At 35.3% G+C, this 23,850-nt stretch carries 21 protein-coding genes and 1 other RNA gene; 20 read left to right on the plus strand and 2 right to left on the minus strand.

What is annotated here, in order from left to right; genetic code table 11:
• The first annotated feature begins 3 nt into the window (after positions 1 to 3).
• From U5L76_01675 to U5L76_01690, 4 genes are read left to right on the plus strand one after another with little or no spacing between them, the layout of a single operon-like run.
• Positions 4 to 999: a carbohydrate kinase family protein gene (locus U5L76_01675; GenBank protein MDZ7798309.1), complete on the plus strand. Its 996-nt coding sequence runs from the start codon at positions 4 to 6 to the stop codon at positions 997 to 999.
• 15 nt (positions 1,000 to 1,014) lie between these two features.
• A complete protein-coding gene (gene acs, locus U5L76_01680) occupies positions 1,015 to 2,931 on the plus strand; it encodes an acetate--CoA ligase (GenBank protein ID MDZ7798310.1) in 1,917 nt (638 codons plus the stop codon).
• 52 nt (positions 2,932 to 2,983) lie between these two features.
• Positions 2,984 to 4,021 (plus strand): PEP-utilizing enzyme, encoded by a 1,038-nt coding sequence (locus U5L76_01685; GenBank protein MDZ7798311.1) that lies wholly within the window; start codon positions 2,984 to 2,986, stop codon positions 4,019 to 4,021.
• Positions 4,022 to 5,098, plus strand: coding sequence for a PEP-utilizing enzyme (locus U5L76_01690; GenBank protein ID MDZ7798312.1), 1,077 nt, complete (start codon positions 4,022 to 4,024; stop codon positions 5,096 to 5,098).
• Positions 5,099 to 5,128: 30 nt separating this feature from the next.
• Here U5L76_01690 and U5L76_01695 read toward each other — a convergent pair whose 3' ends face one another.
• Positions 5,129 to 5,632: a hypothetical protein gene (locus U5L76_01695; protein MDZ7798313.1), complete on the minus strand. Its 504-nt coding sequence runs from the start codon at positions 5,630 to 5,632 to the stop codon at positions 5,129 to 5,131.
• A 93-nt stretch (positions 5,633 to 5,725) separates the two neighbouring features.
• Here U5L76_01695 and U5L76_01700 point away from each other — a divergent pair, with 93 nt between their 5' ends.
• The 11 genes from U5L76_01700 to U5L76_01750 all read left to right on the plus strand — a co-directional run bounded on the left by U5L76_01700 (position 5,726) and on the right by U5L76_01750 (position 19,900).
• Positions 5,726 to 7,381 (plus strand): 2-oxoacid:acceptor oxidoreductase subunit alpha, encoded by a 1,656-nt coding sequence (locus U5L76_01700; protein ID MDZ7798314.1) that lies wholly within the window; start codon positions 5,726 to 5,728, stop codon positions 7,379 to 7,381.
• A gap of 6 nt (positions 7,382 to 7,387) precedes the next feature.
• A complete protein-coding gene (locus U5L76_01705; GenBank protein ID MDZ7798315.1) occupies positions 7,388 to 8,239 on the plus strand; it encodes a thiamine pyrophosphate-dependent enzyme in 852 nt (283 codons plus the stop codon).
• An 85-nt stretch (positions 8,240 to 8,324) separates the two neighbouring features.
• Complete coding sequence (gene recJ, locus U5L76_01710; protein MDZ7798316.1) at positions 8,325 to 10,046, plus strand: single-stranded-DNA-specific exonuclease RecJ; 1,722 nt, start codon at positions 8,325 to 8,327, stop codon at positions 10,044 to 10,046.
• Complete coding sequence (locus tag U5L76_01715; protein MDZ7798317.1) at positions 10,043 to 10,450, plus strand: ribonuclease HI family protein; 408 nt, start codon at positions 10,043 to 10,045, stop codon at positions 10,448 to 10,450. The genes recJ and U5L76_01715 overlap by 4 nt, the downstream gene beginning before the upstream one ends.
• 65 nt (positions 10,451 to 10,515) lie before the next feature.
• An RNA gene (gene rnpB, locus U5L76_01720) (RNase P RNA component class A) lies at positions 10,516 to 11,151 on the plus strand.
• A 20-nt stretch (positions 11,152 to 11,171) separates the two neighbouring features.
• Positions 11,172 to 12,563, plus strand: coding sequence for a sugar transferase (locus tag U5L76_01725; GenBank protein ID MDZ7798318.1), 1,392 nt, complete (start codon positions 11,172 to 11,174; stop codon positions 12,561 to 12,563).
• A gap of 1 nt (position 12,564) precedes the next feature.
• Entirely contained in the window at positions 12,565 to 13,665 is a 1,101-nt protein-coding gene (locus tag U5L76_01730) for a glycosyltransferase (GenBank protein MDZ7798319.1), read from the plus strand.
• 10 nt (positions 13,666 to 13,675) lie between these two features.
• Positions 13,676 to 14,305, plus strand: coding sequence for a Wzz/FepE/Etk N-terminal domain-containing protein (locus tag U5L76_01735; protein MDZ7798320.1), 630 nt, complete (start codon positions 13,676 to 13,678; stop codon positions 14,303 to 14,305).
• A 3-nt stretch (positions 14,306 to 14,308) separates the two neighbouring features.
• Complete coding sequence (locus U5L76_01740; protein ID MDZ7798321.1) at positions 14,309 to 15,436, plus strand: glycosyltransferase family 1 protein; 1,128 nt, start codon at positions 14,309 to 14,311, stop codon at positions 15,434 to 15,436.
• A 4-nt stretch (positions 15,437 to 15,440) separates the two neighbouring features.
• A complete protein-coding gene (locus U5L76_01745) occupies positions 15,441 to 17,621 on the plus strand; it encodes a DUF4012 domain-containing protein (GenBank protein MDZ7798322.1) in 2,181 nt (726 codons plus the stop codon).
• A 1,607-nt stretch (positions 17,622 to 19,228) separates the two neighbouring features.
• Complete coding sequence (locus tag U5L76_01750) at positions 19,229 to 19,900, plus strand: hypothetical protein (GenBank protein MDZ7798323.1); 672 nt, start codon at positions 19,229 to 19,231, stop codon at positions 19,898 to 19,900.
• A gap of 192 nt (positions 19,901 to 20,092) precedes the next feature.
• Here U5L76_01750 and U5L76_01755 read toward each other — a convergent pair whose 3' ends face one another.
• Positions 20,093 to 20,395: a hypothetical protein gene (locus U5L76_01755; protein MDZ7798324.1), complete on the minus strand. Its 303-nt coding sequence runs from the start codon at positions 20,393 to 20,395 to the stop codon at positions 20,093 to 20,095.
• 244 nt (positions 20,396 to 20,639) lie between these two features.
• On the opposite strand from U5L76_01755, the gene U5L76_01760 reads away from it, so the two are divergent.
• The 5 genes from U5L76_01760 to U5L76_01780 all read left to right on the plus strand — a co-directional run bounded on the left by U5L76_01760 (position 20,640) and on the right by U5L76_01780 (position 23,577).
• Positions 20,640 to 21,026 carry a hypothetical protein gene (locus U5L76_01760; protein ID MDZ7798325.1) on the plus strand — a complete coding sequence of 129 codons (387 nt, stop codon included), beginning with the start codon at positions 20,640 to 20,642 and terminating at the stop codon, positions 21,024 to 21,026.
• A gap of 159 nt (positions 21,027 to 21,185) precedes the next feature.
• Positions 21,186 to 21,551 carry a hypothetical protein gene (locus U5L76_01765; protein ID MDZ7798326.1) on the plus strand — a complete coding sequence of 122 codons (366 nt, stop codon included), beginning with the start codon at positions 21,186 to 21,188 and terminating at the stop codon, positions 21,549 to 21,551.
• 381 nt (positions 21,552 to 21,932) lie between these two features.
• A complete protein-coding gene (locus tag U5L76_01770) occupies positions 21,933 to 22,361 on the plus strand; it encodes a type II secretion system protein (protein ID MDZ7798327.1) in 429 nt (142 codons plus the stop codon).
• Between the two features lie 140 nt (positions 22,362 to 22,501).
• Positions 22,502 to 22,873, plus strand: coding sequence for a hypothetical protein (locus U5L76_01775; protein ID MDZ7798328.1), 372 nt, complete (start codon positions 22,502 to 22,504; stop codon positions 22,871 to 22,873).
• Between the two features lie 155 nt (positions 22,874 to 23,028).
• A complete protein-coding gene (locus U5L76_01780) occupies positions 23,029 to 23,577 on the plus strand; it encodes a hypothetical protein (GenBank protein ID MDZ7798329.1) in 549 nt (182 codons plus the stop codon).
• Positions 23,578 to 23,850 lie beyond the last annotated feature (273 nt).

A 23,850-nucleotide genomic window follows, 5' to 3' on the forward strand; every position in this document is an offset into this window, starting at 1 on the left:
TTTATGAAAAAATACGATGTCGTTTCCATTGGTGGAGCTACTCGTGATATAATATTTTATACTGATCAGGGTGAAGTTATTTCTACGCCGCAGGATTTAACGCGTCAGAAAATGATCAGTTTTGAATACGGCGCTAAATTAATTTCTCGGGAAGTAAGATTTGGCACTGGTGGGGGCGGTTGTAATACGGCGGTCTGCTTGTCTCGCCTGGGACTAAAGACAGCTAACTTTGTGGCCATTGGACAAGACACTGAAGGAGAAAGAATTTCAGCTACTTTAAAAGAAGAAGGGGTGGAAACTAAGTTTATTGAAACCAAAAAAGAAGTTGGCACTGGTTTTTCTCTGCTAGTGATTGATGAAAAAAGCAAGGAACATGTCGCTTTTCTTTATCGTGGAGCCAATGATAAATTAGAGTTAAAAAATGATTTAGAAAAAGTTAATACTGATTGGTTTTATATGTCTTCTCTTTCTGGCAAAAATTGGCCGATGATTTCTGATAAAGTTATCCAACGTATTAAAGGAGACGGCTGCCACTTAGCCTGGAACCCGGGAGAAACTCAGCTTCAGGCCGGTATGAAAGCCATTAAAGATTTACTGGCTTATACCAAGGTGTTAATTCTTAATAAAGATGAATCTATTGAGCTGGTTTTAGAAAATAAAGGGAAAATTAAAGATATAAAGAAACCAGAAATTTTACTCAAAGAAATACAAAGCTGGGGACCGGATATTTTTGTACTAACTGATGGACGAGAAGGATCATACGCCTATGATGGTCAAAAGATTTATTTTTCAGAAATTTTAGATACTAAAGTTATGGACACCACTGGCGCTGGGGACTGTTTTGGTTCCAGTTTTGTAGCTGGCTTAGAAATGTTTAAAGGAGATATTGATAAATCAATTAAGCTGGGTATTTATAACACTTCATCTCTGGTTACTAAGCCCGGCGCTCAAAACGGACTCTTATACAAAAAAGATTTAAAAAAATATTATAAAAATTAAAGAAAGGATATTATTATGTCAAAAGATTCAAACACAGACGAGGCTACCGAAGCCTTGTTAAAAGAAGAAAAATTATACAAGCCTTCAGAAGAAGTTAAAAAGTTGGCTAATGTTAAAGATTATGAAGCAGTAGTAAAAAAAGCGTCAGAAGATTATGAGGGTTTTTGGGCCGAAGCCGCCCAAGAATTAGATTGGTATAAAGAATGGGACGAAGTTTTGGATGAAAGCAAAAAACCTTTTTATAAATGGTTTAAAGGCGGTCAGATTAATATTTTTCATAATGCTCTAGAACGTCATCAGAAAGACAAAAAAGATAAAGTGGCTTATTTTTGGGAGAATCAAGACGGGGACTCCAGAAAAATCACTTACGGTCAGCTTTATGATGAGGTTAATAAATTTGCTGGTATTTTAAAAAAACAAGGAGTGGCAAGAGGGGATAGAGTAGCTGTTTATATGCCAAATATTCCCGAAACCGCTGTGGCCATGTTAGCTTGTGCTAAGTTAGGTGCTATGCACACGGTAGTCTATGCTGGTTTTTCAGCCCAAGCCTTGCGAGAGAGAATCCACGACGCCGAGGCTAAAGTTTTAGTGACAGTTGACGGCGGTAAACGTCGTAAAAAAGATATTCCCCTTAAAGAAACTGTGGATCAAGCTCTGGAAAAAGATTGTCAGTGCTTAAAATCAGTCATCGTAGTTAAATACACCGGACTAGAGATTAATATAAAGGAGGGGAGAGATATTTGGTACCATGAGATTATGAAAGAAGAGGTTGAAATTCCAGAAACTGAAAAAATGAAAGCTACTGATCCTTTGTTTATTCTTTATACTTCGGGCACCACCTCCAAACCCAAAGGAGTTATTCATGTGCACGGCGGTTATCAGGTCGGTATTTCAAGGACACTTAAATGGGTTTTTGATATTAAAGACAAAGATGTTTATTGGTGTAGCGCTGACCCAGGCTGGATTACCGGCCATAGCTATATAGTTTATGCGCCTTTAATTTTAGGGGCCACTAGTGTCATGTATGACGGAGCTCCGGACCATCCCGAGCCGGATAGGCTTTGGCAGGTAATTGAAAAATATAAGGTTTCTATTTTTTACACGGCACCAACCCTTGTTCGCTTAATGATGAAATATGGCAAGGAATGGACAGAAAAATATAAAATGGAATCTTTGCGCCTTCTTGGCAGTGTTGGTGAACCGATTAATCCGGAGGCTTGGCGCTGGTATTATGAAAATATTGGCAAGGGTCGTTGCCCGATTATGGATACCTGGTGGCAGACCGAAACCGGTGCTTTTATGATTACGCCTTTGCCGGTTTTGCCGCTTAAAGCTGGCAGTGCTACCAAGCCTTTCCCCGGTCTTCAGATGGAAATAGTTGACAAAGATGGTGATCCAGTGCCAGAAGGAAAAGGCGGATTTCTGGTTATAAAAAATCCTTGGCCTTCAATGTTGACCACTTTATTTAATAACCCAGAAAGATATAAAAAGACTTACTGGCAGAAAATTCCAGACGTTTACACCACAGGTGACCTGGCTACTAAAGATAAAGACGGCTATTTTTGGATCCAGGGACGATCTGATGATGTTTTGAAAATAGCTGGGCACCGCATTGGCAACGCGGAAATTGAAAGTGCGCTTGTGGCACACAAAGCAGTAGTGGAAGCGGGAGTTATTGGTGTTCCAGACGAATTAAGAGGAGAAGTAGCTAAAGCTTTTGTTATTATGAAAGAAGGAGTGGAAAAAACCGATCAATTGAAAGATGATCTAATAAAAAAAGTTAGAGAAGTTTTAGGGCCGGTTGTGGTTTTTAAAGAAATTGAATACACTGATAAACTACCGAAAACCAGATCCGGTAAAATTATGCGCCGGGTTTTAAGAGCTAAGGAATTAGGCGAGGATCTCGGTGACACCAGTACTCTGCAGGAATAGTTTTTTTCTAAATTCAAATAGCAAAGCATAAAATTCAAAGTATAATTAATTTATGAAAAAGAAAATTAAATGGAGTCTTTTAGTTACTCGCGAGGCTTGTCTTTTGGAACGGTATTTAAGGGTTTTGGGCTATAGAAAAAAATTATTGCCGGTAACAGAAGTGGGAGTAGAAAATTTGCTTGGCCTAGGTATCAATAGTCTGGTGAAAATTTACTATGATCCAGAAGACAGAGAAAAACGTTTAAGAATTATTAGACAAGAATTTAGTTATCCGGGAATGAAAAAAAGAAGAGATAAATATTTCTGGGAGGTAATAAAAAATATCAGAAAAACCCAAAAAGAGTTAAATGTTAAAAAAAATTTAAAAGCCTTAAAAGAATTTATTAAATACTATACTTATTGTCGGGCTATTGTTTGGTATGCTTTAGAAATAGGCCAGGCGGTCAATGATCAAGGCTTGATTATTTGGGCTGGAAAATGGCACCAAAGAGCTGAAGAAGAAAGTTGTTGGGCCTGGGATCGACTTAATCCTTATTTTAAAGATTTGTCCAGAAAAACGGGAGTGCCCATAAATGATATATTTTTTTATACAGCTCCTGAGTTTTTTAATTTAGTAAAAAAAATTAAAAAAATAAAAAAGCAAATAATTGAACAAAGAAAAAAGAAATATGTTTTACTTTGTTTGGATTCAAAAATCAAGGTTCTAATTGGTAAAAAATGTGATCAATATATCAAAAATAATTTACCTCAAAGAAAAATACCTAAAATAAATATTTTAAAGGGAAAGTGTGGTAATAAAGGCCAGGTTAAAGGAAGGGTTTGCCGAGTAGTTAAGGTGGAAGATATGAAAAAAATGAAACAAGGTGATATTCTAGTCACTATTATGACTTCTCCCCGTTTAGCCGGCGTTTTTTCCAAAGCTAAAGCCTTTATTACTGATGAAGGCGGTATTACTTCTCACGCGGCCATTGTTTCCCGGGAGATGAATATTCCCTGTGTTATAGGCACCAAAATAGCCACCAAGGTTTTAAAAGACGGTGATAAAGTTTTAGTGGATGCGGATAAGGGGATAATTAAAAAGCTTTCCTAAATGAAAAAAGTACTAGATAAAATATTAACTCATACGGCTACCTTAAGTGCTTTATTTGGCTATTATCAAGGTATTTCCAAGATAATGAAAAATAATCTTGGTTTTGGATTTAGCAAATTCATATTTTATTATAAAAAAGGCTCCATGACTGAATACCGTTATGGTAGTCATTTATTAAAAAAAATAATTTTAAATATTTTTAATAAAAGGCCTAAATTTGAAAAAAAGTTGTTGGATACTTTTCCAAGTGATTATAAAAAACTGGAGGAATTATCTGATCATTCAAAAAGAATAAAAAACGATAATGAGGCAATTAATAAAATATTTGAATTTGAAAAAACTTTTCAGAATATTTGGACACCGGTTATGTATATATATTGGTTACCAATTTTTTTAGAAAGTGAGAAAGTAAATAAAGAACAAAAGAGAAGAATTGATAAAATCATAAAAATAAGGAGCCAAAGAGACCGGGAATATGTTCTAGCCCAGTATTTTTATGATCATCTATGCCTTTATTTAAGAAATAAATTCAATTATTTAAAAATGGATTTTACCTTATGCTCGCCAGAAGAGTTAATAGATAGCCTAAGAGGAAAAAAATTTGGGCAAAATAAAATAAAGAAAATAAATTCTAGAGAAAAAGGTTGTATTATTTTTCGCGACCAAATTTATTCGAACTTGAAAAAAGTATCAGAAATAAATGAATTTTTATCCGAGTATAATTTGATTTTAGAAAAGGAAGAAAAAGTTAAAAAGGTGAATAAAATAAAAGGAAAATCAGCCAATCCCGGTCAAGCCAAGGGGAAAGTAGTGCTATTATTTTCAAAAAATGAAATGAAAAAAGTTGATAAAGAAACTATAATAGTTTCACCGATGACCACACCTTATTTAAACCCAGCTTTAAAAAAATGTAAGGCAATTATTACTGACGAAGGTGGTATTACCTGCCACGCCGCCATTATCGCCCGGGAATTAAAAAAACCCTGTATCATCGGCACCAAAATCGCTACTAAAGTTTTAAAAGACGGGGATAAAGTTTTGGTGGATGCGGATAAGGGGGTAGTGAGAAAGATATAATAAAAAAAAGGCCCAAAACGGGCCTTAGAGTTATTCAGTCCAAGAATCTCCAAAAGAGACTTTTTTAATGAGCTGGCCTTTTTCCATAAGATAGAGAGAGGTTGAATAAGCCTCTTGGCCTAAATAGTGGATGACAGGCCGTCCTGTGCAGACCAGGGTATTGGGAGACAAACTTTTGAAAAGGGCGATAAGGCCTTCTCTCATACCAACGCGGCCAAGCTGTTCTCTTCTCACTTTTGCTCCAGAAGTTAGATAAATATAGCGATGATCAGAATCATCGAGCTTGGTGCCATCTCCTAGCAGGTGATTGAAAAAGTTAATTTTCAAACCAAGAAATCCGGCTATTTCGATATGTCTTTGACCTAAGCCGGTAATAACATTATTTATTGAATTTGCCGGCAAATAATCTTGTATTTTTAATATTTTCTCCTTTCCTTGTTCTGAATGCCAGGGATCAGGTTGTCCAATAACTGTTTTACCATGAGTGACTATAAAAATAGGTCCATAAAGGTCTCTTAATTCTTTTATTAGCATTTCACACTCCTTTTTAAGGTACCATGAATTCAATAAAACTTAACAATTAATTTATTTATTGTCAAGATTTTTATATTATAGTATAATTGAATTATGAAAGAGGATTATTCTATATTAATTGGCGGGGCTGCTGGTCAGGGTTCTCGAAGGGCCGGTTTTATTATTGCGCGGCTTTTATCACATTATGGTTATGAAACTTTTATTTATGATGATTATCAGTCTTTGATTCGAGGCGGTCATAATTTTTCTAAGATAAGAGCGGCCAGTGAGAAAGTCTTGTCACATCGGAAAAAAATAGATTTTCTTTTGGCTTTCAATGAAGAAACAGTGGAAAAACATAAGCAAAATTTGGATAAAAATGGCCTTATTATTTATGACAAAGATAAATTTGAAGTTAAAGATAAAAAGGCGGTTGGTATAGCTACTAAGGAAATTATTGATCAAACAAAAGGCAAACCGATTATGAGCAATACCGCTTTTGTGGCTGGTTTTGCCAAAAATATTGGTATTAACTGGCAGACTTTAAAAAATCTTTTAAAGGAAGAGTTTGAAAAATATGAGGCCATGAATTTAAAAATTGCTAAGCTGGCTTTTGAGAAAGCGGATCAGCAAACACAGATTGAAAAAATCGGTCAGAAAAAAGACCAGCCTCTTTTAACCGGTAATCAAGCTTTGTCTTTGGGGGCGGTGAAAGCCGGACTTGATTTTTATATCGCTTATCCGATGACACCTTCTACTGGTATTTTACATTATTTAGCCCAGAGAAAGCATGATTTTAATATAGGCGTGGCCCAGCTAGAAAATGAGATTGGAGTGATCAGTAGCGCTATTGGGGCCGCTTACACTGGTGCCAGAACTATGATCGGCACTTCGGGGGGTGGCTTTGCTCTGATGACAGAGTCTTTTAGCCTAGCCGCTATGAATGAAACACCTTTAGTGATAGTGGAAAGTCAAAGAATGTCTCCGGCCAGTGGCGTGCCCACTTATAATGCTCAGGCTGATTTACTTTTTACGGCTAACTCGGGCCATGGTGATATTTTAAGATTTATTATTGCTCCAGGAGATGCTGATGAGGCTTGCTTTTGGGGCGGACAAATCCTGAATTTATCCTGGCAGTTTCAAACCCCGTCAATTTTACTGATTGATAAAGAGATTTCTGAAAGCACTTTTACTTTTGATAAAAAAGTTTTGGATAAAATTAAAAAAGAAAAGCCAAAACTTTGGTCAAAAAAAGGCAAGTATTTACGCTATAAAGAAACCAAGGACGGTATTTCACCTTTGGCTTTTCCTGGTGAGAAAAACCAGGTTATTAAAGCTAACAGTTATGAACACCAAGAAAACGGATTAACCACTGAAGAGCCCGGACCGATTAAAGATATGCAGAACAAAAGATTGAGAAAATTTGAAGCCATGAAAAAAGAAGTTAATAAATTACCAGCTGTAAAGGTTTATGGAGATAAAAAGGCTAAAAAGGCCTTAATTGCCTGGGGTTCAACCAAGGGACCGGCCCTGGAAGCGGCTGAAAAGCTGGGCCTTAAATTAATTCAACCAATAATTTTACAGCCTTTTCCAGAAAAACAAATGAAGCAAGCTTTAAAAGGAGTACAAAAAGTTTATTTAGCTGAGACCAATGCTACGGCTCAATTAGGTCGTATATTAAAAGGTTATAATATTAAAGTGGATAAACAAATCCTTAAATATGACGCGCGGCCTTTTATAGCCGAAGAAATAATCAATAAAGTAAAGTAAATTTATATGCCTGCTAAGAAAATAAATTTAAATACTAAAGCTAAAAACACCTGGTGTCCTGGTTGTGGTAATTTTACAATTTTAGCGGCTTTTAAAAAAGCCGTTCAGGAGTTGATTGATGAGGGAATAAAAAAAGAAAATTTTGTTATCACTAGTGGTATTGGTTGCTCTTCAAAAATTATCGATTATATAAATCTGAACAGTTTTTCCGCTTTGCACGGCCGGCCAATAACTTCAGCTGAAGGTATAAAAATGGGCAATCCTAATCTTAAAGTAGTTGCTTTTCAGGGGGACGGTGGTTGCTATAACGAAGGTATTTCACATTTAATTCACGCGGCCAAGCGAAATATTGATATTACAGTTTTGATTCACAATAACCGCAATTTTGCTTTAACTACCGGTCAGTTTACTGCTACCTCGCCCCAGGGCTTTGTCGGCAAATCAACCCCCGAGGGCAGTATTGAAAAGCCTTTTAATCCCTTAAAATTAATGTTAGACTCTGGCGCTACTTTTATTGCTCGCGGCTATTCCGGTAAGATAAATCATCTTAAGAATTTAATTAAGCAGGCCGTTAAACACCAAGGATTTTCCTTTATAGATATTTTACAGCCTTGTGTTTCTTTTTTTGACACCAGAGAATTTTATAATAAAAAAGTCTCCTTAGTAAAAAATAATAAATTATCTGTTAAAAAACAAGCGCAGAGCTTAATTGAAAAATGGGATTATCAAAAAGATAATGGCCAGGCTAAGATTCCGGTGGGCTTATTTTATAAGTTAAAAAAATCCACTTATGAAAAAGATTTGCTCAAAGACTTAAATCCTTCAAAAAGGGATAAAATTCCGCAAATTAAAATTTAATAGTTTTTAAAAAAATAAATGGGTGGCTTTAAAACCACCTTTTTTATTTGTCTTTAAAAGATAAAAATGATAAAATTATTCTAACATGAAGAAAAAATGGAAAATTTTAGACAAAGCACCAAATAAATTTTTTAGCCAGTTTCCGGAAATTGACCCGATTGTTTTACAGTTGCTTTATAATAGAGAGCTTAAAACACAAAAAGATATTGATGGGTTTTTAAATCTCGATTATGGAGAAGACCAGCATGATCCTTTTTTATTTAAGGATATGAAAAAGGCGAGCAAAAGAATTTTTAAAGCTCTAGAAAAAAAGGAAAAAGTGGCTATTTATGGTGATTATGACGCTGATGGTGTTACTTCTACGGCCATTATTTACAATGTTTTAACTGAACTAGGTTTTAAAAATATAGAGGTTTATATTCCGTATCGTATGACTGAAGGTTATGGAATAAATGAAAAGGCGGTTAAAGAATTTGTAGATAAGAATATTGATTTGATGATTACGGTTGACTGTGGTATTGCCAATAAAGAAGAAATTGCCTTAGCCAATAAAAAGGGTATTGATGTAATTATCACGGATCATCATCACGAACCCTTGAATCCGCCGGATAAAGCCTTTGCTATCATCAACCCTAAAGTTAAGGAGGAAAAATATCCCTTTAAAGATTTAGCTGGGGTGGGAGTAGCTTTTAAATTAGCCCAGGCTTTAATAAAAGAGTCCAGAAAAAAAGGGCTTGATATTCCTCGGGGTTATGAAAAATGGCTGCTGGATTTAGTGGCTATTGGCACGGTTACTGATTGTGTCGGTCTGATCGGCGAAAACCGCACTTTAGTCAGATATGGTTTAGTAGTTTTAAATAAAACTAAAAAAATTGGCTTAAGAAAATTAATTAAAAAGTCTCGTCTTAATTTGGGAGAATTAGAAGCTTGGAATATTGCTTTTCAGCTCGGACCGCGACTTAACGCCGCCGGCCGGCTAGACCACGCTTCAACTTCTTTTAAATTACTAATCACCGGGGATAATCAAGAAGCTGAAGAGATTGTAGAGGGTCTGGAAAAAACTAATAAAGAAAGGCAAAAAATTACTGAGAAAATGGTTGGTGAGGCCAAGGAACAGATTGATGAGAAAAAAGCCAAAGGATCTATTATTTCAGTTCTTGGTCAAGATTGGTCAGCTGGTTTAATCGGACTAGTGGCTGGACGTCTTTGTGATCAATTTTACCGGCCGATTATAGTACTTAGCCAATCAGAAAATGAAGTCATTGCTTCAGGCCGGAGTATTCCGGAATTTGATATTATTGAAGCAGTTGAAAAATTAAGAAAACATTTAAAGGATTACGGGGGTCATGCGGCTGCTTGTGGCTTTACTTTAAAAGCCAGGGATAGACTTGATGAATTTAATAAAGAATTATTGATATTAGGAGAAGAGCGATTAAAAGACCTTGATCTTTTTCCAAAAATAGTGATAGAAAAAAAAGTCAAACTAGAAGAAATAACCCATGATCTTTTGCATGAATTGGAGGAGTTTAAGCCTTTTGGTCAGGGCAATAAAAAACCCTTATTTTTATTAGAAAATTTAACAGTGGTTAATTTTGATCTGGTTGGTAAAAACACTAATCATTTGCGTTTGATGGTTAAACAAGATGACCATACGGTTAGAAAATGTATTGGTTTTTATCAACAAGAATTAGCTAAAAATTTAAAAAATGGTCAGAAAATAGATTTAGTTTGCGAGGTAAGTTTTAATGAGTGGAATGGGACCAAAGAAATTCAACTTAAAATTATTGATCTAAAAATAAAAAAATGAGTAATCAGAAATATCAAATTTATACTGACGGCGGCGCTCGGGGTAATCCCGGTCCGGCTGGTCTTGGCGTGGTTATCTGGCAGGGTCATAAATTAATAGGACAATATAAAAAATATATTGGTAAAGCCACTAATAATCAAGCTGAATACCAGGCCATCCATTTCGGCCTGCAAAAAGCCAAGGAGGTTGGCGCCAAAAATATTGAATGCTTTCTTGATTCAGAGCTAGTGGTAAATCAGTTGAATATGGAGTTTAAGATTAAAAATAAAGAACTAGGTCCCTGGTTTATTAAAATTTGGAATCTACGCCAGTCTTTTGATAAAGTTACTTTTACTCATATTCGGCGTGAAAAAAATAAAGAAGCCGATAAATTGGTAAATGAAGCTATTGATGAAGCAAAATAAGTGAATTTTTTATAAGGTATTTAATCTTGACAAATACCTTGTTTTAGGTTAAAGTATTAAATGCCTAAGTAAACCGGATGATCACTCTTCAGTCTTTTGGCTGGGGGGAGGAAAGTCCGAACACCTCCCGCTTTCGCCCTTTGTTTAAACTTCGGGCTTCCGTGGGCAAGGCCTCTTATTTACTAATTTATGATGTAGGGGCTATGCCCGACGTAGCTCAAGTGGAGCGCAGAGCGAAGGCGGGGAAAAGGATAGTTCTTAACAAGAACCAGGGTAATCATAAAGTCAAAAACGCTCGCGCGAATTTTTGACCAAGATTATTCTCGGGCCAGTGCAACAGAAAGTATACCGCCTATTTTTCAACTTATCCGAAAATAGGTAAGGGTGAAATCGTAGAGTAAGAGCCTACGCCTTTATTTGGTGACAAATAAAGGGTGTAAACCCTATCTGGTGCAAGACCAAAAAGTTTCCCATTTTATAATGTGGGAAGGTAGGTCGCTTGAACCCGGTCGCAAGATTTGGGTCTAGATAGATGATCATCTCCGTCTTCGCCCTGTGTTTAAACTTCGGGCTTCGGCGGACAAGTCCCAAATTTAATATTAATTATTTTTTTAGAAATAAAGGGGCCTGTCCGCCGAAGCTCAAGCATCGAGCGCAGAGCGAAGGCGGAACAGAATTCGGCTTATAGGTTTGCTTGGGCTTTAATATTATTTTCTTTCTTATGAAAAAATCTGAGCTAATATTCTCAGCTATTTTAATACCAGTAGATTATTTAATGTTGCTTACCGCTGGTTTATTAGCCTATTATTTGCGTTTTGAAACCGCTCTGACAGATATCAGGCCGGTTTTTTATGAAATGAGTTTTACGGGATATTTGTTTATAATTTTAGTGGTTAGTCTTGTGTTTTTGATTGTTTTTACCCTGTCTGGTTTATATAATATTAAAGGTACTCGTCGGTCAGTCGATGAGTATGCTAAGGTTTTTGTCGCTTGTTCAGCGGCTTTTATGCTTTTACTATTAGTCACCTTTTTTCAGCGTGAGCTATTTTCTTCTCGCTTTATTATTTTAACCGGTTATATTTTTAGTATAATTTTTGTTTCTATAGGCCGTTTCTTTGTCCGCTTAATTCAGAGATCATTATTTAAAAAAGGCATTGGTGTTCATAAAGTTTTGGTGGTGGGTCAAGATAAAGAAGCAGATAATATTGTTAAAGAGATAAATTTATACCCTAATCTTGGTTATCGGATAGTGGCTTGTCTTGATAATTTTTCCGAGGAAAATTTGGCAAAAGCAGAGAATATAATAAAAGAAAATAATATTGATGAATTAATTCAGGCTGAAAGTAATCTAGCAAAGGAGCAGGTTTTAAATGAAATTGAGTTTTGTAATAACCATCATATTATCTTTAAATACGCCGCTGGTCTGGCCGAGGCCCAGCGTGTACACTTGGATGTTAATGCTATTGGGGGAGTACCTATTATTGAAGTCAAAAAAACTCCTTTAGACGGCTGGGGCAAAATTATAAAAAGATTTTTTGATATAGTTTTATCATTTTTGGCTCTAATAATTTTATTGCCCTTATTTTTGATAGTAGCTTTGGCGGTTAAAATAGATTCAAGGGGTCCGGTTTTTGCCAGACTAAAAAGAATTGGAGAAGGGGGGCGCAGATTTACCCTTTTTAAATTTCGTTCCATGATAAAAGGAGCTCATGCTATGAAAAAAGACTTAGTAGCCATGAATGAAAGAAAAGATGGCCCTTTATTTAAAATAAAAAATGACCCCCGAATAACTAGAGTTGGGCGCTTTATCAGGAAAACCAGTTTGGATGAATTACCACAACTATTTAATGTATTAAGAGGTGAGATGAGTTTAGTTGGTCCCCGGCCCCATGAACCCGAAGAAGTGGCTAGTTATGAAAAACATCATCGAAAGCTTTTGGCTATAAAACCAGGTATAACCGGACTAGCTCAGGTTTCTGGCCGTTCGGATTTGCTTTTTGAAGAAGAGGTTAAACTTGATATCCATTATATTGAAAATTGGTCTTTAAAACTGGATTTACAAATTATTTTAAAAACACCTTTTGTAGTCTTATCCACTAAATCGGCTAATTAATATGAAAGTAGCTCTAATACATGAACATTTAGCTCAGGACGGAGGAGCCGAAAAGGTATTAAAAGTTTTCCAGGAGATTTATCCAAAAGCCCCTACTTATACTTTGGTTTACGATAAGAAAAAAGCAAATAAAGTTTTTAGAAATAAAGATATTCGCACTTCTTTTATTCAAAAATTTCCTTTGGGAATAAGAAAATATAAGTGGTTTTTAATGTTTATGCCTTCAGCTGTAGAAAGCTATGATTTAACGGAATACGATCTTATTTTATCTTCTTCCTCGGCTTTTTCTAAGGGGGTAATTACTTTACCCAAAACAGCTCATATTTGTTACTGTCATTCTCCCACTCGGTATCTTTGGTCTGATACTCACAGTTATGTCCAGGAACTCTCTTATAATCGCCTGATTAAGAAGATTTTACCTTTTTATCTGACAAAGTTACGTTTATGGGATTTTTCCGCAGCTCAAAGGGTTGATCAGTTTATTGCTAATTCAAAATGTGTAGAAAAAAGAATAAATAAATATTATCGTCGCTCTTCTAAAATTATTTATCCACCAGTGGAAACCAAAGAATTTTATATATCTGATAAAATAGGTAATTACTATTTAACCGGTGGCCGCCTGGTTGCCTATAAACGCTTTGATATTACAGTTCGAGCCTTTAGTCGGTTGGGTATTCCTTTAAAAGTATTTGGAGTCGGTCCAGAAATGGAGAAATTAAAGGAAATGGCTAAGGATAATGTTGAATTTTTGGGTAAAGTGAGTGAAGAAGAATTAAAAAAATTATACAGTCAAAGTATTGCTTTTATTCATCCTCAAGAAGAGGATTTTGGTATTACCCCTATTGAATCAATGGCTTCTGGTCGCCCGGTTATTGCTTACGCGGCTGGCGGAGCTCTAGAAACAGTAAAGGCAGGGGAGACCGGAGATTTTTTTGAAGATCAGGAATGGGAGGCTTTAGCTGATAAAGTTATTAGATTTAAACCAAATCAATTTAACCCACAATTAATTAAAGAACACGCCCTTAATTTTGACACAGTCCGGTTTAAAGAAAATATTAAAAATTTTGTTAAAAACTATTATAATAAATATATTAATAATTAAAAAATAAAAAATGGAATTAAAAGAATATTTAAAAATTGTTAAAAAACATTTAATTTTAGTTATTGCCTTGATACTGCTTATTGGAGGCGCTGCTTTTCTATTTAGCTATTTTCAACCTAATACCTATGAAGCCTCGGTTTCCTTTGCTGTTAACCGGATAAATACCAAAGAAACACAAGATTATCAGTTTGACGGTTATTATGCCATTCAGGCTTCAGACTTAGTTTCACAAACAGTGGTCAGCTGGTTTTCCACTCCTTCGGTAGTTCTGGAGATTTATGAAAAGGCAAATATTAGCCCCCAGTATAATTCTTTAGAGGAATTTGCTACTTTTTTTAATACCAAAAAGTACTCAGCTCAAAATATTAATGTGAAGTTTAAAGAAAAAACCCAAGAAAAGGCTGAAAATATAGCGGCGGCTACTATTGAAGTAATTAATGCCAAAGTTAAAGCCTTGAATAAAAGTTCTGATTCTGATTCATTATTTGAAGCCCAAGCCTCTTCGCCAGTGGTGGTGGAAACTACCCCTAATCTTTGGCTAAATACAATCATTGGCTTAGTGGTAGGATTAATTTTGGGCTTATTTTTAGTTTATCTTGTAGATTATTTTAAGAGTGAAGAAAAAAAGGAAATTTATTAAAATATGAGAATTGGCATTGATGCTCGTTTTTACGGGCCAAAAGCTAAGGGTTTAGGACGATACGCAGAGAAATTATTACAGTATTTAGATAAAATTGATCAGAAAAATGATTATATAGTTTTTTTAAGAAAAGAAAATTTTAAGAAATTTCAACCTTCTTCAGATAATTTTAAAAAGGTGATAGCTGATTTTAGATGGTATTCGCTAGCTGAACAGATCAGGATGCCGCTTTTAACCAGAAAATATAATCTCGATTTAATGCATTTTCCTCACTTTAATGTTCCTTTGTTTTATCAAGGTAAATTTATAGTCACTATTCATGATTTGATTTTAACGCGCTTTCCTACAGAAAGAGCTTCTACCCTGGGTCCTTTTCTGTATAAGATGAAACACTTGCTTTATAAGCTGGTTATCAGACAGGCTATAAAAAAGGCGCAGAAAATAATTACAGTTTCTAATTTTTCTAAAAAAGATATTGAAGATAATTTTCCATTGGCTAAAGGTAAGGTATCAGTAACCTATGAAGCCACTAGTGATTTTAAAAAAACAATAGCTAATATAGATAGTGAGGCTTTTTTTCAAAAATATAAATTTAAACCGCCTTATATTCTTTATGTGGGTAATGCTTACCCCCATAAAAATTTGGAAAAATTTATAAAAGTTTTTAAATTATTAGAAAAAAAAGGAATAGCCCCTTATTTTGTTTTGGTCGGTAAAATGGATTATTTTTTTCAGCGTTTGAAAAAATACGTCAAAGAGTTAAAATTAAGTAAGAGAGTAAAATTTTTAGGGTATGTTAGTGATGAAGAGCTTAAATTCCTTTATCAAAAGGCGAAACTTTATGTTTTTCCCTCATTAATTGAAGGCTTTGGCCTGCCTCCTTTGGAAGCTATGAGCCAAGGTTTGCCAGTTTTATCCAGTAATCAATCTTGTCTGCCTGAGGTTTTGGGCCATGCGGCTGAGTACTTTAACCCTAAAGATCTCGATAATATGGCTGAAAAACTGGAATATTTATTGAAAAACAAAGAAACTAGAGAAATGATGCGAGAAAAAGGCTATCAACAAGTCAAAAAATACAAATGGATTAATTTAGCTCAAAAAACATTATCAATATATGAATTAAATAATTAGATAAATGGCAAAAAATAAATCAAAAAGTACAAAAAATAATCTAAATATTCCGTCGGATAATATTATTGATCTGAGAAAAGTTTTAGTCGAGGAGGAAAAAAAACAAAAGCAGGAAAAAAAGAAATTTTTTGATTATTTTTATTTTACTAAAAAAGCAAAATCTAAAAGTAAGCCTAAAAAAATTAAGTCTAAAAAAGGAAGACCAATTAAACAATATAAGTTTGAAATTAAATGGTCCAAAATTGGAGCTTTCTCTATAATCTGCCTTTTTTTGATCGTCCCTTTATTTTTATTGGCTGGTTATCAAAATATTGATAAAGTAAAAGGCCGTGTTTTAGGAGTTTCTGTGGTAGCCATGGAAAATTTAAAAAGCGCTGGCACGGCCGCGGCTGACTTTGATTTAGAAAAAGCTCAGACAGGATTTGTTAAAGCTGGAGAAAAGTTTGAAGAAGCGGAAAAAGAACTGGGCCAAATTAACGGATTTTTACTTTCTCTTTTAAAATTAGTGCCAATTAAAGGCAAAACTATTACTTCGGGTCAGCATCTTTTAAAAGCCGGGAAAGATATGGCTGAAATCGGCCAGCTGATTAGTGAAAAAATTAAGCCCTTAACTAGTCAGACTTCTTTAAACAAAAATAAGCTTAATCTGGCTGAAAGCCTGATAAATCTAAATAGTAATATTAAACGTATAAATTTACTTTTTAATGATTTAAAAGGCCATTTAAATAAAGTTGATGCTGATAGTTTGCCGCCTGAATACAGAGAAGAGGTAAAAAGAGTGCAGAATATATTACCGGAGTTTGATGGCTATATAAGTAAAATGAATAAAGTTTTTAATATAGCCAGCGGTTTTTTAGCGCCCGAGGGCCAAAAAGAGTACTTGTTTCTTTTTCAAAATAATTCGGAAATTAGACCAACCGGCGGTTTTATTGGTTCTTTAGCTCTGGTAAATGTTAACCGAGGTCAGATTAAAATACTAGAAGTGCCCCCCCGGGGTCCTTATGAAATTAATGATGATTTTCAGGAAAAAATTATTCCCCCCAAGCCTTTGTGGCTGATCAATAACCAATGGCAGATACAAGACGCCAACTGGTTTGCTGACTTTCCCACCAGTGCCGAAAAGATTAACTGGTTTTATGAAAAGGCCAGAGGATTTTCAGTTGATGGTATAGTAACCTTGACTCCGGACGTAGTGGTTAACTTACTAGAGATAACCGGCCCTATCACTTTAGATAAGTATGAAACGGTTATCACTAGCGATAATTTTATAGAGCAGACCCAAAAACAGGTTGAGCTTGAATATGATAAAGAAGTTAACCAGCCCAAGCAAATTATTGCTGATTTGATACCCTTACTTTTGGAAAAGATTTTTAATACCCAAAATAATAAAATAATTGATGTCATTAACACTCTACAAAAGTCCTTAAAAGAAAAAGATATTTTGATATATTTTGAGGATGAAGACTTACAAAATAAAGTTGAAAAATTAAACTGGGGCGGCCAAGTTCAAAAAGCAGAGAGAGATTATTTAATGGTGGTCAATACTAATATCGGCGGTGGTAAAACAGACCGAGTGATAAAGCAAGAAATTTACCATCAGGCGGAGATTAAAGCTGACGGCCGTGTTATTGATACTTTAACCATTCAAAGACGGCATAATGGCAATCCGGAAAATTATTTTACCAAAATAAAAAATATGGATTATTTAAGGGTTTATGTGCCACCAGGCAGTCAGCTGATTGAAGTTAGTGGTTTTGATCAAATTGATAAAAATTTACTAATTTATCCGGAAAAAGAAGCAATTGAAGATTCATTTTTACTTTCCCAGGAAAAAGATCCTATAATTCATGAGCGAAGTAATACTCGGATAACCCAGGAATTTAATAAAACAGTTTTTGCTAATTGGATCGGTTTAGAAGTAGGGGAGAGCCAGACAGTCACTATAAAATATAAGCTACCTTTTAAAATAAAGGATAAAAAAGACCTTTATTCTTTATACATACAAAAACAGCCCGGCGCTAAAAACAGCTTCATAAATACCAGCTTAACTCTGGACCAAAATTATCAGGTTATTGATCAAACTGATCAGAATACTAACAAGGCCGAAAACATAATTGAGTATTCTGATAATCTGGATACAGACAAAGCCTATGGCGTTATTTTGGAAAAAAATGGCCAAAATTAGCCTATAATAATTTATATTTTACCTAATATTAGCCCAAATTCTTACAAGGCTGTGGATAAAGCCCTTGACATAATTTAAAGCTTGATATATGATGACTTGTTACAGTAGAAAAATAGTGATTAAAGGAAAATCACTCTTTGACAACTAAATAAGTGGAGAGAGTCAAGAAAGAAATTTCTTGTCAACCAATATAATTTTTATAGTTGAATTAATTCAATTAAAATAAAACCTTTTATTATAAAAAGAGCTCTCTCTAGAATAAGATGAGAGTTCTTTTTGTTAAAGACTTTTATTTTCAGAAACAAATATTGGGGGGTAGTAAGGATTATCTTACAAAGAATAAAAGCTTTGAGGATGATCTGAGGCCACCTGAGAAAATTAGGTCCGGCCTAAACTGGACTTAGATTTTCGGAAGCTGGCCAAGGTTAATTTCTTTTAAAGAATATTAGCTGTCCGCTACTGCCCAGTATTTGTTCCTGAAATTTTAGGAAAATAGGAGGGGCGGAGACTTCATGTTTCTTAGCCCCTCCACCAGTAATTTTCTACTTAAATATTTAAAGTCTGGCCAAAGGAGGGAAGAAAGATTATGGGGTAACATAATGATGTTTATATCCGGAGTTATCTGGGTTATCCATCAGGTTACCTTTTAAGGCCTTCTACTTGCAGTAGAAGTGACCAATTAATAATCTAACCTCCTTCTGCTAGACTTTAAGAGGAGAATTCTCTAGTCGCTACCAAAATTTGTACCTTATATTATTTTTATAGCACATTATCATCATATCAGGGGAAGGCTTAATTTTCTGTTGAATATCTAAATTATATCTACATATTCATAAGATCCAGCCTTCCCCTTCTTTTTTAAGCCAGTGATTTAAAATAAATGATTGTCTTAAAAAAGTTCATTTTTCCCACATATTTTCCTACCGAGGCCAGTCACCCGCTGGCCTATCCCCACATCAAAAGGAGAGAAGAAATAAACACTTTTTCTCTCCTTCCTTCCTGAGAAGGTTAATTAAAGCTTAATTTTTTCAGGAAGGAAAGTTAGTTCTTTGAAACGTCTAAAAGAAAGGGGAAGTAATGCTGCATAAGTTGAATATAATGTTTATTACGGCAATTGAAATAAATATTATTCTTGCTATTTACTTAATCTTTAAGGCTTATAGTGGTCTGTCTGGAATAATATTTATGGCTGTTGCAATACCGTGTGATATGTTTCTTTCATATCACACGATTAGTAATTTAAAAAGACCTTTTGGCTTTTCCCTTTAAACTCAGGATAGTTAAAGGGTCTGATGAGTTTTTGAGACTTCTCTTTATAAAAAGTCTCAATTTTCCCAAAAGCATTATAATTTAGTGCTTTTAGGAAAGTTAGTTCTTTGATAAAAATAATATATTTACCAGTCCTGGTTCCGGCGCTTAGTTTCAAATTTAAAAAAGTATTTTGAGATTGAGCGCCGGAACAAGGCACGTCCGAGAGGGCAGCCGTGGGAGTAAAATCTCCTTCACGGATTATTTAGCAAGGAATTTTTTTCCTTGCAAGTTCAAAAATTTGCGTTCTAGCCGCAAAAAGAATTTTATAATCCGTTATACGAATTGCTAGGATTCGTATGAGAGAAGGAGGAAACATGGCTAAGAAAGTAATAGAATGGCCAGATAGATTTGAATCCCAGGTAATGAAAAAAAAGGTGGCAAAATATATAACTTGCCACCCCTGGGAAATAGAAGAGTACATATTCAAATATGTACTTAGAAGATTTAAACATCCAGATTATGACCCCGTAAAGTTGGTGGTCGACGTCTTTAAAACCCTCTGCAACAGGGGGTTGTTAATAAAAGAAGATGTCTGGTCAAGTGGGGCGGGGTACCCCGTCTTGACAGACACCAACCTGAGAGAGATAAAAAAATATCTCTCTCCCAAGGTGAAAATAATCATTCGCCATGAGCTTCATAGTGGCGACTATGGAGAAGAGTTTGTGTCCTGGACTAAACTCTTCCCGCTTGAAAAATCTAAACTGCTGGGACAGCAGTTTAGAAAAAGTGCCCCGCGATTCACTCGCAGTGGGCTTGCCAAGGCGAGTGACGTGGGAGAGGAACACTTAATTTCCCTTTACAGGATGAAGACGGGGATAATGGGTGACAAGGCCGTCAGATTCCTGTACACCACCGACGACCCCCACACAATCTGGTTCGATGATAAAGATAAGGATGATCATGTCCGAATCAAGGTGATAGGGGCCGAGGAGGCGAGCAAGTTTTTAAGGGACAGGATAAAACCTTAAATCTTGCCGCTGGCAAAGGATGCAGAACCTTTGCCCTTGTACATTAATTTTTAGAGGGACGATTTCACTTTTCAAAAGAATAGATCGTCCCTCATTTTCCCAAAAGCATTATAATTTAGTGCTTTTAGGAGAGAAAATAAAAATCCCATAACAGATATGTTATAGGATTAATACAAAAAGTATTTTGAAAATTTAATATTCTAATTTAACCTTAGTTTTTCGGGCAATTTGATGGATTAATTCTTCTAGTCGGGCCATTTCCTTGTAGAGAGCGCGGTCTAACTTAGCTTCAATACGAGAAGTCTTTGTTTCAAGATTTTCTGTTTTTCCTTCTAGTTTACCCATTTTACTTTCAAATTTATCCATTCTTTCTACAAGAGACTTAATATTCTGTTTAGTGGCAGTTTCTGATTTTTTTGCGGTTTCAGAAAAGCCTTGAGAAACCATGCGTGCCAGCTCATTTAAAGTAATTTGTTTTTTTCTTACTTTTTTCATAATAATTGATATTCCTTGTAAGCCATCAAAATTTGTCTCTTTATTGTACTCTATGTTTTTGACAAAAGTCAAGTTAAAACACTTTAAATATAGTGTAATAAGTTAGATTATATTATTGAGCGATTTGAGTCTTTACCCATTTTCCCAAAGGCATTAAGCAAATTTTAGTGCTTTTAGGAGAGTTAGTTCTTTAATAAGTTGGTTTTTAATCGGTCGTTCGGCCATTAAAAGAAAGGAGCGCATTATGAAGCGCTTAGTTTTTTTCTTAGTTCTTGTATTATTTTCGATTTCCATCCAGGCGGCTCCGCCGGTAGAAATAGTGCAGAATAACAATAAAATTCTGGAGGCTTCCGGAAAGTTGTCTTTTCGCGAATGGGTGCGTTTTGGGGAACTCCTAACTTTTTTCTATCTGGATTCTGATAAATATAGTGTTGATACAACCACTATATTTAAAATCTATGAGTATGGAAGAGAAGTTTATAACGGGCCATTTTCAGAAAAAGTTGAATCCATAGTTGAAGAAAGGAAAGGCCGGGGTATGCTACGCACTGTTGTGCTCGGGAGATTCAATTATGAAATTTTTTTTATAGAAGAAATTTGGTTGGATTTATATCCAGCCATAGACCGCTAAGACCAATTTTTTAGAAAGACGATTTCACTTTTCAAAAGCATAGATCGTCCCTCATTTCCCCAAAAGCATTATAATTTAGTGCTTTTAGGAGAGTTAGTTCTTTGATAAATTGTTTATTTTGAAAGTTTGCCTAAAAAGCAAATAATGAAAGGAGAGGAAATGACTAGTGCCTTAGTCATAGTGTCTGTAGTTGCCTTTTTAGGTGCCACCAAGTTTGTCAGGTGGTACTTGAATGGTTGTATTTCGGGTGAACAGGAACCAGTCTTTGTTTTCGGGCATGTTATGGGAGGACTGGTTTTTATAGCTCTGGTTCTCCAAACGGCAATAGCCTGGGGCTTATGGAGACTGCTGATGAATAAGAAATTCGGTATATTCTGGCAGGTCATGCCAGAGCAGCCGGTGATAGCTATTCTTTTCTTTCTTGTCCCCTTGGTTGTCTGGATATTACTTTATTTACGGGCGGCTGATAAGAATGAAAATTTAAGGATTGCTGAAGGCAATCCCGTGTTATATAGGAGAAAGTAAAAACTTTTTTGGGAGCGCTTAATAAGATAGACAAATATTAAGTGCTCCCCCAATTTCTTTAGTTTTTAAATTAATTAAAGGTTGAAGAAATTGTTCATTAAATATAAAATCATAGCTGCCATCTTGGAGGCGAGAAAGCTTGGTTATTTTAGCCAGGTCAATCGACTGGAGATAATTTAAGTCATTTTAGCCGGAGTAATCTGGTATTGGCTTAATTGTCTTCCTTAATAAACCCTTAACTTTTTTATTAGTTTTGGGAAACTAAACTTATTTATCTCGCCTCCAGCCTGGTGGCTGTGATGATAGATGATAGAAGGCGGTGAGTTAATTTTAGATGCTCCTTTTTTAAAAAAGGAGCCTAAAAAGAAAGGAGGGTAAATCTTGAATAACAAAAGATTTACTCTGATTGAGCTGATGATCGTGGTAGTACTTTTCGGTATTCTGGCGGCTATTGCGATCCCGAATTTCATTAATAAGGACCGGGACGCCAAAGTCAAGGCCAACTGCTATACTTTACAATTGGCCGCTGAGGATTTTGCCACTCAGAATGGAGGGAATTATCCGATGAATTCCAGTGATCAGACATCCACAAGCGACAGTCTGATTGATTTTCTGCCTGAAGACCAATATCTTATCAATCCCTTCACGCAGAAAAGGACGGAGCCCAGTAGCTGGGATGACATCTATCTTGACCATTCCCCGGGATCTATCTCTTACACGCCATGCCCTTTAGGCGATGACTATGGATACATAATTAGGGGCTATGACCATAAGGGTGATTTGCTGATTTTCCTCTCTTCCATGGACTAGCTCAACTGTCATTTCGGGAATCTCTTTTTCATCTTTGATGAATGAGAGATTCCTACTTTTTTCCTAGAAGATTAATAATTTAGTCTTTTTAGAAAAAGAGTTCTTTAAAATTTATTGGTTTTATAAAAAGAAAGTTAATCATGAATTTTCTAACAATGTTTCCAGTGATTTTAGTTTTAGTTTTGATGATCAGACAGGATTTCAGTCAAAGAATAATCAGTCATAAGATTAAAGCCTGTTTAACAGACTTATCACTTATTAATATGATGAAAGCCAATGACAAGGTTACCCGAATAATTGTGGCTTTGGCACTTTTTATCATTTTTTATCTGGTAAATTATGCGGCTAAAAGAAGGCTGAAAAAAGAAATAATAGGCGGAGCTAATTTACTATTAATAGCTAACTTATCTTTGCTTTTTGGCTCAATTGTCTTCCTTAATAAACCCTTAACTTTTTTATTAGTTTTTGGGAAACTAAACTTATTTATCTCGCCTCCAGCCTGGTGGCTGTGATGATAGAAGACAGTCTATTTAAATGTCCTTAAAAAAGAGCCTGATAAAACCATAAATTAAAGGGTGCATTTAACTGATAATTCAAAAAAAATCGCCCTTCCATTTCAGAGCTTAAAAAATATCTTTTAAGACTTGAGACGGATCTTTAAAAAGGGTTGCTGTTTACCTACGAAAACAGCAATAAAAAGGAGGATACGGTGAAGAATTTTTTTATCGTTTTCGTATCAGTTCTTTTCATTGCCTCGCTTTGCCAGGCAGAATGTTTGAAAACCTGTAATTCTCAGACTCTCGATAGCCTAGAGAAGACAATCAGAAATGAAAAGTTTTATGGGGAAGCCTGGTCACAGGTCATAGCCCGTGGTACCTGTCATATTGATATTTGTGAGACCACAACGATCTATTCAGAAGTAGAATGGATAATGTACACAAATACCGATGGCTATGTACAGATGTATTTCAACGCGGCTTTTCCGAGCGCTTTCGAGGTGGAGATAGAATTAACCAAAGACAGTCTCGACCGCTCTTGGAAAGTAGAAGTGTTCAGAGACCAGGCCTATACTTGGATGGGTCTGACTAACAACTGGATTTATGAGCGTAAAGATAGCCAGATGAATGAAGTACTATCAAAGCTCTATACTGGGCTGTTGGTCGATAATCTCTCATTTATTTCCGCGCCGGAGATAACCTGGCTCGGCAACGATTAATTTCTTCGTATACCTGATCATTGGGTGCGTGAACAGAGTAGCGCACCCGTCTATCTTAGTTTTTAATAATTTAAAAATTGAGACGGATCTTTAACTTGACAAAAGCTTCAATATAGTTATATTATTGAAGTTAGAAAGCTGTCAGTTAAGCCTAAAATTAAAGACTTTACTTTTAAGTTGCAAAATCTCTCTCCTCATCTTAAAATGTTCGCATTTTAAGAAACGCATCGAAAAAAGAAGGTCTTGAAATTAACAAAGCTTACTGGCAGCTTT

The sequence above is a fragment of the Patescibacteria group bacterium genome, assembly GCA_034520665.1.
In the GTDB taxonomy this organism is placed as follows: domain Bacteria; phylum Patescibacteriota; class Patescibacteriia; order JAXHNJ01; family JAXHNJ01; genus JAXHNJ01.

Excerpts from the sequence above, each read along its gene's own strand:
- U5L76_01755 (MDZ7798324.1), bottom strand. The coding sequence starts at position 20,395 with ATGAAAAAAGTAAGAAAAAAACAAATTACTTTAAATGAGCTGGCACGC.
- U5L76_01735 (MDZ7798320.1), top strand. The coding sequence starts at position 13,676 with ATGGAATTAAAAGAATATTTAAAAATTGTTAAAAAACATTTAATTTTA.
- U5L76_01705 (MDZ7798315.1), top strand. The coding sequence starts at position 7,388 with ATGCCTGCTAAGAAAATAAATTTAAATACTAAAGCTAAAAACACCTGG.
- U5L76_01690 (MDZ7798312.1), top strand. The coding sequence starts at position 4,022 with ATGAAAAAAGTACTAGATAAAATATTAACTCATACGGCTACCTTAAGT.
- U5L76_01760 (MDZ7798325.1), top strand. The coding sequence starts at position 20,640 with ATGAAGCGCTTAGTTTTTTTCTTAGTTCTTGTATTATTTTCGATTTCC.
- U5L76_01730 (MDZ7798319.1), top strand. The coding sequence starts at position 12,565 with ATGAAAGTAGCTCTAATACATGAACATTTAGCTCAGGACGGAGGAGCC.
- acs (MDZ7798310.1), top strand. The coding sequence starts at position 1,015 with ATGTCAAAAGATTCAAACACAGACGAGGCTACCGAAGCCTTGTTAAAA.
- U5L76_01745 (MDZ7798322.1), top strand. The coding sequence starts at position 15,441 with ATGGCAAAAAATAAATCAAAAAGTACAAAAAATAATCTAAATATTCCG.
- U5L76_01695 (MDZ7798313.1), bottom strand. The coding sequence starts at position 5,632 with ATGCTAATAAAAGAATTAAGAGACCTTTATGGACCTATTTTTATAGTC.
- U5L76_01685 (MDZ7798311.1), top strand. The coding sequence starts at position 2,984 with ATGAAAAAGAAAATTAAATGGAGTCTTTTAGTTACTCGCGAGGCTTGT.
- U5L76_01775 (MDZ7798328.1), top strand. The coding sequence starts at position 22,502 with ATGAATTTTCTAACAATGTTTCCAGTGATTTTAGTTTTAGTTTTGATG.
- U5L76_01740 (MDZ7798321.1), top strand. The coding sequence starts at position 14,309 with ATGAGAATTGGCATTGATGCTCGTTTTTACGGGCCAAAAGCTAAGGGT.
- U5L76_01750 (MDZ7798323.1), top strand. The coding sequence starts at position 19,229 with ATGAGAGAAGGAGGAAACATGGCTAAGAAAGTAATAGAATGGCCAGAT.
- recJ (MDZ7798316.1), top strand. The coding sequence starts at position 8,325 with ATGAAGAAAAAATGGAAAATTTTAGACAAAGCACCAAATAAATTTTTT.
- U5L76_01725 (MDZ7798318.1), top strand. The coding sequence starts at position 11,172 with ATGAAAAAATCTGAGCTAATATTCTCAGCTATTTTAATACCAGTAGAT.
- U5L76_01675 (MDZ7798309.1), top strand. The coding sequence starts at position 4 with ATGAAAAAATACGATGTCGTTTCCATTGGTGGAGCTACTCGTGATATA.
- U5L76_01715 (MDZ7798317.1), top strand. The coding sequence starts at position 10,043 with ATGAGTAATCAGAAATATCAAATTTATACTGACGGCGGCGCTCGGGGT.
- U5L76_01765 (MDZ7798326.1), top strand. The coding sequence starts at position 21,186 with ATGACTAGTGCCTTAGTCATAGTGTCTGTAGTTGCCTTTTTAGGTGCC.
- U5L76_01700 (MDZ7798314.1), top strand. The coding sequence starts at position 5,726 with ATGAAAGAGGATTATTCTATATTAATTGGCGGGGCTGCTGGTCAGGGT.